General features: G+C 64.5%; 8 protein-coding genes and 1 pseudogene. 5 read left to right on the plus strand and 4 right to left on the minus strand.

The genetic code is table 11. The features are described 5' to 3' along the window. The 4 genes from iolB to phnN form a co-directional block, all read left to right on the plus strand. Positions 1–744, plus strand: a 744-nt coding sequence (gene iolB / locus EN984_RS11560; protein ID WP_127383747.1) for a 5-deoxy-glucuronate isomerase, incomplete at its 5' end; no start/stop codon positions are given. 153 nt (positions 745–897) lie between these two features. Continuing rightward, positions 898–1,605 carry a DUF1045 domain-containing protein gene (locus tag EN984_RS11565; protein ID WP_127269079.1) on the plus strand — a complete coding sequence of 236 codons (708 nt, stop codon included), beginning with the start codon at positions 898–900 and terminating at the stop codon, positions 1,603–1,605. A gap of 13 nt (positions 1,606–1,618) precedes the next feature. Next, positions 1,619–2,758, plus strand: a complete 1,140-nt coding sequence (locus tag EN984_RS11570) for an alpha-D-ribose 1-methylphosphonate 5-triphosphate diphosphatase (RefSeq protein ID WP_127269078.1) — start codon at positions 1,619–1,621, stop codon at positions 2,756–2,758. Beyond that, on the plus strand, positions 2,755–3,384 hold the full coding sequence (phnN, locus tag EN984_RS11575) for a phosphonate metabolism protein/1,5-bisphosphokinase (PRPP-forming) PhnN (RefSeq protein WP_164748922.1): 630 nt from the start codon (positions 2,755–2,757) through the stop codon (positions 3,382–3,384). Before EN984_RS11570 ends, phnN begins: the two co-directional genes overlap by 4 nt. A 39-nt stretch (positions 3,385–3,423) precedes the next feature. On the opposite strand, the gene EN984_RS11580 is transcribed toward phnN, so the two are convergent. From EN984_RS11580 to EN984_RS11595, 4 genes are all read right to left on the minus strand, one after another. Then, positions 3,424–4,323, minus strand: a complete 900-nt coding sequence (locus EN984_RS11580) for an aldose 1-epimerase (protein WP_127271236.1) — start codon at positions 4,321–4,323, stop codon at positions 3,424–3,426. Between the two features lie 23 nt (positions 4,324–4,346). After that, positions 4,347–5,342: an ABC transporter permease gene (locus EN984_RS11585; RefSeq protein WP_027040007.1), complete on the minus strand. Its 996-nt coding sequence runs from the start codon at positions 5,340–5,342 to the stop codon at positions 4,347–4,349. 53 nt (positions 5,343–5,395) lie between these two features. Next, on the minus strand, positions 5,396–6,940 hold the full coding sequence (locus EN984_RS11590; protein WP_127269277.1) for a sugar ABC transporter ATP-binding protein: 1,545 nt from the start codon (positions 6,938–6,940) through the stop codon (positions 5,396–5,398). A 255-nt stretch (positions 6,941–7,195) separates the two neighbouring features. Continuing rightward, the gene (locus EN984_RS11595; protein WP_127269276.1) at positions 7,196–8,158 is read right to left on the minus strand and encodes a sugar-binding protein; all 963 of its coding nucleotides are present in this window, start codon (positions 8,156–8,158) and stop codon (positions 7,196–7,198) included. Between the two features lie 575 nt (positions 8,159–8,733). Here EN984_RS11595 and EN984_RS11600 point away from each other — a divergent pair. Next, positions 8,734–9,453, plus strand: a pseudogene (locus EN984_RS11600) (LacI family DNA-binding transcriptional regulator); the annotation flags it as partial. Positions 9,454–9,572 lie beyond the last annotated feature (119 nt).

A 9,572-nucleotide genomic window follows, 5' to 3' on the forward strand; every position in this document is an offset into this window, starting at 1 on the left:
GGCTGGACCTATGTCGGTTTCGACCTGCATCGGCTGAAGCCGGGCGAGAGCGTCTCCGGCAAGACGGAGGATCGCGAAGTCTGCCTGGTGTTCGTTACCGGCAAGGGCAAGGCTTCAGCCGGCGGCAAGGATCTCGGCCTGCTCGGCGAGCGCATGTCGCCCTTCGAGGGCAAGCCGTGGTCGGTGTATGTGCCTGAGGGATCGGATTGGTCGGTGACGGCGGACACCGGACTGGAACTCGCGGTCTGCTCGGCGCCGGGCCTTGGCGGCGGTCTGCCGGTTCGCGTCATCGGACCGGACGATCTCGGCCAGGAGGTGCGCGGCAAGGGCACCAACACACGCTATGTCACCAACATATTGCCGGAGGGCAAGCCGGCCGATTCGCTGCTGGTGGTCGAGGTGATCACGCCCGGCGGCCACACGTCGAGCTATCCGCCGCACAAGCACGACCGGGACAATCTGCCCGCTGAATCCTATCTTGAGGAAACCTACTATCACCGTCTCAACCCGCCGCAGGGCTTTGCCTTCCAGCGCGTCTACACCGATGCCGACGAGAATGGCCATCGCGCGCTCGACGAAGCGATGGCGATCGAGGATGGCGATGTCGTGCTGGTGCCCGGGGGCTATCACCCCTGCGCCGCCTGCCACGGCTACGACCTCTATTATCTCAACGTCATGGCCGGACCGAAGCGGACGTGGAAATTCCACAACGCGCCCGAGCACGAGTGGTTGATGAAGGCCTGATCGGTCGCTGCGTGAGCACTCGCTCCCTGGTCCAGCACGAAAAAATCGTCGGCTAATGACCCCGCCGCAGCGTTTTGTTACCTGAAAGCCAGCAAGGCTTCGTCAATTCGTCATGGAAATCACCTATGGCAGCGAAGCTGACAAGGACTTTCCATGCGCTACGCCCTCTATTTCACCCCCCGGCAGGACGAGCCTCTGGCGCGGATCGCCGCCGACTGGCTGGGCCGCGACGCGTTCGGCGCCGCGACGAGGCCGGTCGAAGCGGTGGCCGACCTGTCGGCGGCGGAAGTCGCTTTCCACACCGCTTCGGCGCGCCGCTATGGCTTTCACGCAACGCTGAAAGCCCCCTTCCGCCTGGCTGCCGACGAGACGGAAGCCTCGCTGCGCGCCGCACTCGACCAATTCGCCGAGGCGACGCCGGTGGTGACCATCCCGCGTCTCGTGGTCAGCCAGATCGACGGCTTCTTCGCACTGGTGCCGGAAGGGCCAGTGCCTGCGCTCAACCGGTTCGCCGATGACGTGGTGCGCGATTTCGACCGGTTTCGCGCACCACTGAGCGAAGCGGAAATCGAGCGGCGCAGCCCGGATTCGCTGAAGCCGGCCGAGTTCCGCAATCTCTGCCAATGGGGTTACCCCTATGTCTTCGAAACCTTTCGCTTCCACATGACGCTGTCGGGCCGGGCGGGGTCACAGGAAAGCCCTCGTTTGCGCGCAGCGATCGACAGCCTGTTCGCGGAAGTGCTGCAACAGAAGGTGCTGGTGGATGCGCTGACCTTGTTTGTCGAAACCGAACCGGGTGCACCGTTCATGGTGCTCTCGCATCACGCGCTCGGGCGCCGCCCGGCCAGAAAAACCGCCTGAAGGACTGCCTGAAATGACCGCCGAGACTGTTCTCCACAATGCCCGCATCGTGCTTGCCGACGAGATCGTCGAGGGTTCGCTGGTGCTGCGCGACGGCTTTATCGCCGGCATCGAATCCGGCATCAGCCGCATCGGCGAGGATATGGGCGGCGACTATATCATTCCCGGGCTGGTCGAATTGCACACCGACCATCTCGAAGGCCACTACGCGCCGCGGCCCAAGGTGCGCTGGAATCCGATCGCCGCCGTGCTCGCCCATGACGCGCAGGTGGCGACCGCCGGCATCACCACCGTGCTCGACGCCTTGCGCGTCGGCATGGACGAAGACGCCGACCTGACATCGGCCGACATCCGCAAGCTGGCCGACGCGATCGAGGACAGTGTGAAGCAGGACCGTCTGCGCGCCGACCATTTCATCCATCTGCGCTGCGAGGTTTCGGCACCGGACTGCCTCAGGGCTTTCGCCAATTTCGACGGCGACGAGCGGGTCAAGCTGGCGTCGCTGATGGACCATGCGCCAGGCCAGCGCCAGTTCGTCGATCTCGAGACCTATGCCTACTATTACCAGCGCAAGCTGAAGCTGACCGATCGCGACTTCAAGCTGTTCTGCGAAAAGCGGATGGCCGAATCGGCGCGCAATTCGGCGCCGAACCGGGCGGTGATATCAGCCGCCTGCCAGGAGCGCGGCATCGTGCTGGCCAGCCACGACGACGCCACATCAGGCCATGTCGACGAGGCGATCGAGCAGGGCGTGCGCGTCGCCGAATTCCCGACCACGGAAGAGGCCGCCAGGGCCTCGAAAGAGGCCGGGATGGGCGTGCTGATGGGCGCGCCCAACGTTATGCGCGGCGCCTCGCATTCGGGCAATGTCTCGGCCCGCACGCTGGCCAGCGACGGCCTGCTCGACATCTTGTCATCCGACTATATTCCCTTCAGCCTGATCCAGTCGGCGTTCTTCCTCGGCGATGTCGTCGAAGGCATTTCCCTGCCGCAGGCCGTCGCCATGGTCTCGAAGAACCCGGCCGATGCGGTTGGCCTGACCGATCGCGGCGTCATCGAACAGGGCCGCCGCGCCGATCTGGTGCGCGTGCGCGTCGACGACCATGTCCCGGTGGTGCGCACCGTCTGGCGGCAGGGAAGCCGGGTCGCATGATGGTGTCGGCGTCGATCGAGCGGGAATTGTCGGCCGAGACGTTTCCGATCCGCGATGGCGTTTTCGTCGCCGTCGTCGGCCCAAGCGGCGCCGGCAAGGACACAGTGATCGGCTACGCCCGCGCCCGCTTTGCCGACGAAACGCGGCTGGAGTTCGTCCGCCGCGTCATCACCAGGCCGAGCGATGTCGCCAGCGAGGACCACGACACGCTGGCCGATGCCGCCTTCGTCGAGGCCGAAGCCGATGGCGCCTTCGCCATCTCCTGGGAAGCGCACGGCTTGCGCTACGGCATCCCCGCCGATGTCGACTGGTCCGTCGCCAATGGCCGTGTCGCTGTCGCCAATGTGTCGCGCGCGATCATCCCCTCCTTGCGCGAACGCTATGCCAATCTGGCCATCGTCGAGATCACCGCCTCGCCTGAAGTGCTGGCCGAGCGTCTGGCGATGCGCGGCCGCGAGTCACGCGGCGAAGTGCTGGCGCGGCTGGCACGCAGCGCCAATGTCACTCTGTCCGGGTCCGGCGTCACCTCGATCGACAACAGCGGCCCGCGCGAAGCGGCCGGCGAACGCTTCGCCGAGGTGCTGCGCAAGGCGATGGCTTTTTCCGACATGTCGGGCCTGATCTAGATCGTCGGCTCCTGACGCCTCGTTCACGCGATGGGCGCTTTAAGCCCCAAGCGCAAAGGGCATCAGCGACACCGTGCCGGCCGAACTTTCACCTGGGGCGAGCACGATGGCGCCCTCGTCCGGATCGCTCCATCCGCCCCGGTTGAAAGCACCGGATGCCATGGTCTGCGGTTCGACGCAAAAGTAAGGCTTGGCCGGATCGGCGTACAGCATCAGGTGCTTGAAGATCGGATCGGCCTTGATGCGCAAACCCGCGCCGCGCGCCGGAAAGCGAAGCGTCGCCTCACCCGTCCAGCCGCCATAATCATTGTTGCGCCAGCCGGCGGGTAAAGGCCGGCTCTCGGCGAAGTCGAGTTCGGGCGCAAGCGCTATCGGATCGCCGGCGATGCCTTGCGGTTCCTCCAGATAGAACCGCGCGGCCTTGAATTGCAGCGTGACGTCCGGGTCGCGGTCGAACCAAGGATGCAGGCCGAAACCAAACGGCATGGAAACCGGCCCCGTGTTGGTCAGTGTCATGGTCACGTCGAGGCCTTCTTCGGACAGCACGAAAGCCTGCGTCGCGTGATAGGAGTAGGGTTCGAGGCTGGCTGCGATATCCAGCGACAGCGTTGCCTGGGCGTCGCCCGCTGCAGTGACAGTCCAGGGGTGTTTCCAGCCGCTGCCATGCACGTTGATGGCTTCGGGCGGATTGTTGGGCTGGACCCGCCAGCGCTTCGCTCGAAACTCGAAGGTATTTCCGGCGATGCGGTTGGCGTAGGGTATCATCGGGAACATGGCCACGCCAAGCACGTTGCCCGCTTCGCGATCATGGTCCGAGAGCCTGCGCATGAGATCGATGCCGCGCCAGCGCAGCGCGCTGAGGCTGCCGCCGATTTGCGGCACCAGTTCGGCTTCGAGCGCGCCGGCCCTGAGCGTCAACGGTTCAGGAATTGCAGCCATCGCCCGCCATTCGCCGCGAGGCGCTATTCCGCGGCCGCGCCGGCGGCGCTTTTTCGGGTGGCGTCGACCATCAGCCGCCGTTCCCGGAACACGCCCCATTGCTGGTCGACCAGCACGCCGATGAGGATGACGCCGCCCATCACCGCGAAGTTGAGCGAGGACGGGATGCCGAGCAGGTTGACTAGGTTCTGCAGTTCCTGCAGCAGCACCGTGCCGAGGATGACGCCGATCAGCGAGCCTTCACCGCCGCGCAGCGAGAAGCCGCCGAGCACGGCGGCGGCGATGGCGTAGAGTTCGTAGAACTGGCCGTGGCTGGCCGGAGAGATCGAGCGCGTGTACATGGCGAAATAGATCGCCGACAGCGCCGTCAGCACGCCGCAAATGACGTAGGCGGCGATGACGACGCGGCCGGTGCGGATGCCGGAATATTTCGCCGCCTCCTCGTTCTTGCCGATGGCGTAGAGATAGCGGCCGAACACCGAGCGGTGCAGCACCACCCACATGACGATCGAGATGACGATCAGCGCGATGAAGCTGTTGGGAACGCCATAGGAGCGCCCGGCGGTGAGGAATTCGAGGTCGGGAAAATTCTGGCCGAAGGCAAAACCCGCGGTGCCGTCGGCGGTGTAGAAGCGGGCAACGCCGCGGTAGATCAACAGGCCGCACAGCGTGACGACGAAGGGCTGCAGCTTGAGCCTTGTGATCAGCCAGCCATGCGCCAGGCCAATGATGGCGCCAAGCACCAGGATGAGCACGAAGGCCAGCGGCCATTCCATGCCACGCACGGCGATGAAGTCGATGAACAGCGTGCCAAGCAGCGCTACCACCGAGCCGACCGACAATTCGATGCCGCCGGTGATGATGACGAAGGCCTGGCCGATCGACAGGATGCCGAACAGGCCGATCAGGTTCGAGGTGTTGGCGAGGTTGATCGGCAACAGGAAGCGCGGATTGATGATCGCCACGATCGCCCCGACCACCAAGATCAGGATCAGCAGGCCGAGATCTTTCTTGCTCATCGTCTTCTCCCCAATGCCTGAGCGGATCGCGTTTGCGCGGCCCGTGGCAAGAACTATTTCGGCTGCTTGCCCACCGCCAGGAGCAGCACGTTTTCCTGGCTGAACCGGTCCTTGTCGAGAATACCCGAGATCTGGCCCTCATGCATGACGGCGATGCGGTCGGACACGCCGATCACCTCTTCCATGTCCGAGGAGATCATCAGCACGGCGACGCCGGCATCGGCCAATGCGCGCATCAGGCCATAGATTTCCGCCTTGGCGCCGATGTCGATGCCGCGCGTCGGCTCGTCGAGGATCATCACTTTCGGGTTCATGGCCAGCCATTTGCCGAGCACGACCTTCTGCTGGTTGCCGCCCGACAGCGTGCCGGTGCGCGTCTGCACCGACGGTGCCTTGATGCCGAGATCTTTCTTCTGCTTCTCGGCGGTGGCGGTCTCGGCGCTTGAGGACACCAGCGAGCGGCGCGCATGCGCCGGCAGATTGGGCAGCGAAATATTCTGGGCGATCGACAGGTCGAGCAGGATGCCGGTGAGCTTGCGGTCTTCCGGCACCAGGAAGATGCCATGCGCGACAGCGTCGGCCGCGGACGCCAGCGCGAGCGGCTTGCCGTCGAGCTCGAGCGCGCCGCCAAGCTTCGAGTCGATGCCGAAGAACACCCGCGCCAGTTCGGTGCGGCCGGAACCGACAAGGCCGGCAAGACCGAGGATTTCGCCGCGCCTGACGTCGAGGTCGACCGGCCGGCCGGGATAGGCCGGTGTGCGGATGGCCTTGGCCGCAAGCGCTACGGCGCCGGGCGCACGCGCAGCTTCGGAGGCTTTTTCGCGCTCCTTCAGCATGCGGCCGATCATCAGCTTGACCATCTGGTCGTGGCCGATGTCGTGCTTGCCCAGCGTACCGGCAAGCATGCCGTCGCGCAGCACGACGACGCGGTCGGCGACGCGCTCGACCTCGTGCAGGCGGTGCGAAATGAAGATGACGCTGATGCCGTCGGCCTTCAGCGCCTTGATGACGTCGAGCAATTTGTCGGTTTCGGCGAGCGGCAGGCTCGATGTCGGCTCGTCGAGGATGACCAGCCGCGCCTCGATCGACAGCGCCTTGGCGATCTCGACCATCTGCTGCTGGGCCAGCGACAGGGTCGCAACTTGGGTGTCGGCGGAAAAATTGGCGCCGACGCGCTTCAAAAGCGGCGCCACCATGGTGCGCAGCCTGGCGCGGTCGACGAGCTTCAGCGGCCCGGCGCGCAACGGCTCGCGGCCGAAGAAGATGTTGGCCGCGACATCGAGATTTTCGAACAGGTTGAGTTCCTGGTGGACGAAGGCGATGCCCGAACCCAGGCTGGCTTCGACGGAGAGCCTGTCATGCGCGGTGCCGTCGACCGTGATCGTGCCGCTGTCGGGCGTGGTGACGCCGCCGAGGATCTTCATCAAGGTCGATTTGCCGGCGCCGTTTTCGCCGACGAGGCCGATGACCTCGCCCGGCCTGACCTCCATGGAGAAGCCGTCCAGCGCGACGACGCCCGGATAGGTCTTGCGCACGTTCTCGAGGCTGAGGAACGGGGCGGTCACGGATGCAGCAATGGATGTGTCGGAATAGTTCATCATGCCTGACAGCGATTGGCGGAACGGCCTCCTCGCAGACTGACGGGCCTGATCGAACCCGTCAATAAAAAGCGAGGCGTCGCGCTGCCCCTCACCCTACCCCTTCCGGGGCGAGCCACTTGTCTCGCCCGTCCTTCGGACCCCCGTATAGAGACGGGGAGAGGGGGATTGCCAGCGTTGGAGCGCTTCCCTTCTCCCCGTCACTATACGGGGAGAAGGTGCCGGCAGGCGGATGAGGGGCAGCGCTAACGACGATCAGTTTCCAGACATCGCCTTCAGATTGGCGGCGTAGGCGTCGACGTCATCCTTGCCGATGATCTTGGTCGGGATGATGATGAGGTTGCCTTCCGGGATGCCCGACTTGTCGCCCTTGAGATAGGCAGCCATCAGCTTCATGCCCTGATAGGCCCATTCGAAGGGCTGCTGCACGACGGTGGCGGCAATGGTGCCTTCCTTGACGCCGCCCAGCGTGATCGGATCGTCATCGAAGCCGACGACGGTGATCGAGCCGAGCTTGCCGGCGTCGCGCAGCGCTTCATAGATGCGCGGCGTGTTGTAGGAATAGAAGCCGACCATGCAGGTGACGTCGGGGCTGGCGACCAGCGCGTCCTCGACATTCTTCTTGGCGCGCGCCTGGTCGATGTCGTCGCCGCGCACGTCGATCAGCTCGATCTTGGTGCCGGCCAGGCCGTCCTTCATGCCCTGGATGCGCTCCTTGGCGTTGTCGGCGCCGAGCAGGCCGACGAAGCCGAGGCACTTGCCGCCATTGGGCATCGCCTTCTTGGCGATTTCGGCCGCCTGCTTGCCGGCATCGACATTGGACGAGCCGATATAGGCGACGCGCTTGGTCTGCGGTGCGTCAGAGTCGGTGGTGAACAGCGCCGTTTCCGAGGCGATCTTGTTCAACCCATCGGTCGAGGTCTTGGGATCGACGGCCGAGACCATGATGCCCTTGACGCCGGCGGTCACCAGATCGTCCATCAGCCGCTGCTGGATGGCGACCGAGGACTGCTCGGGATATTTGAGCTCAAGATTGTAGTCAGGCAGTTCGCCCTGCGCCTTCTTGACGCCGGCTTCGGCGGCCTTCCAGAAATCGGAAGCGCCGTTGACGACGAAGGCCAGCGTCGGCTTGTCTTGGGCGCGCGCGATGGCCGTGGCCGACAGGCCAAGCAGCAGCGCGGTCGCGGCTACGGATGCAGTTCGTATCAAGGATTTCATGTTCAACCTCCCGTTTGGCTCAGTCGTTGGACCGGCCGATCTTGCATTAACCTGATTTTGGCACTGACCTGATTTGCCGTTTGCAGCGTGGACGCCCTCCTCCTCAAAGGGGTTCCCGGCACCGAAAGAATGGCGTCGTTCCAGCCACGATCATGGACCTTAGAGACTCATCCTTCGTTCGTAAATAGTCCGATTTGTCTGACATATCACATATCCGAGACAAGGGTTGCGGAGGTAGGTCCGCTCGCCACCGGGCCATTTTTCGTACTCTCCCGCCGCCCCGAACGTCACCGACCGGACGCGACGGATTGACGGTACAGGGCATTTTTGTATTAGTAAACAGTATTAGTTCCACGCCAATGCCGGGGTTTCGCGGTGCGCCCGCCGCCGAGCCGTGGTCACCGCCGGCCCGCCACCCAAGCCTTCCGCCCTTTAGGTTTTGGCTTGTATGGGGATTCATGGCGGATGGACCTCTGGTATACTAATAGTTATAAACGACCTTGGGGTTACCGCTATAAATCGACGGCGTCACGCCATCTTGCCGGCCTGACCGGCCTGCCAGACTGGGATTTGCCATGAGCGAGACGACGGATCGGGCCAGCGACACGGCGAGGCGGCGCAAAGCGCCGGCCAAGGGCGCCAAGGGCCGCGTCACCATGATCGATATCGCCAGGGCGGCCGGCTGCTCGCAGGCGACCGTTTCCTTCGTGCTCAACAATTCGCCAGGGATCAAGCTGTCGCAGCAGACCCGCGAACGGGTGATCGAAACCGCGCGCACGCTCGGCTACGCCGCGCCCGCCTTCTCAGCCCTCCACCCGACGTTGCCTGCCTTCGGGGGGCCCGCCTTCGAAGGGCTGGACGGGGTGATCGGCTTCGCCGTCGACCAGCTCGCCACCAGCCCGGAAGCCGTGGTCGCCATCGAGGGCGCGCGCCAGGCCTCGTGGAATGCCGGCAACGTGCTTCTGGTGGCGCAGACGCTGGGCGATTCCGTCATGGAGCCGCGCGCCATTTCAGCGCTGACCAAGCGGGGCATTTCGGCGCTGATCTACATGACCATCTTCACCCGCGAGATCACAGCGCCCGACTACCTCTACGGTCTCGACATCCCGGTGATCCTGCTCAACTGCTATACGGCGGACTATGCCTTCCCTGCTGTGGTGCCGAGCGAGATCGCCGGCGGCCAGAGCTCGACCCGCCATCTGATCAGCCACGGCCACCGCCGCATCGCCACCATCACCGGCGAGCCCTGGATGCAGGCCGCCCAGGACCGCCTGAAAGGCTACCGCCGCGCGCTCCCCTTGACCCCATAGAGCGAAGCCTCGAAGCGCAATGCCGCGACCCCGGCGAGTATATTCACGATCGACAGGTAAATCGTAAAGACGCCGAAATCGGCCGGCGAATAGAGCCGCGCCAA

Source organism: Mesorhizobium sp. M7A.F.Ca.CA.004.12.1.1 (assembly GCF_003997835.1).
GTDB lineage: Bacteria > Pseudomonadota > Alphaproteobacteria > Rhizobiales > Rhizobiaceae > Mesorhizobium.

Excerpts from the sequence above, each read along its gene's own strand:
- EN984_RS11565 (WP_127269079.1), top strand. The coding sequence starts at position 898 with ATGCGCTACGCCCTCTATTTCACCCCCCGGCAGGACGAGCCTCTGGCG.
- EN984_RS11570 (WP_127269078.1), top strand. The coding sequence starts at position 1,619 with ATGACCGCCGAGACTGTTCTCCACAATGCCCGCATCGTGCTTGCCGAC.
- phnN (WP_164748922.1), top strand. The coding sequence starts at position 2,755 with ATGATGGTGTCGGCGTCGATCGAGCGGGAATTGTCGGCCGAGACGTTT.
- EN984_RS11580 (WP_127271236.1), bottom strand. The coding sequence starts at position 4,323 with ATGGCTGCAATTCCTGAACCGTTGACGCTCAGGGCCGGCGCGCTCGAA.
- EN984_RS11585 (WP_027040007.1), bottom strand. The coding sequence starts at position 5,342 with ATGAGCAAGAAAGATCTCGGCCTGCTGATCCTGATCTTGGTGGTCGGG.
- EN984_RS11590 (WP_127269277.1), bottom strand. The coding sequence starts at position 6,940 with ATGAACTATTCCGACACATCCATTGCTGCATCCGTGACCGCCCCGTTC.
- EN984_RS11595 (WP_127269276.1), bottom strand. The coding sequence starts at position 8,158 with ATGAAATCCTTGATACGAACTGCATCCGTAGCCGCGACCGCGCTGCTG.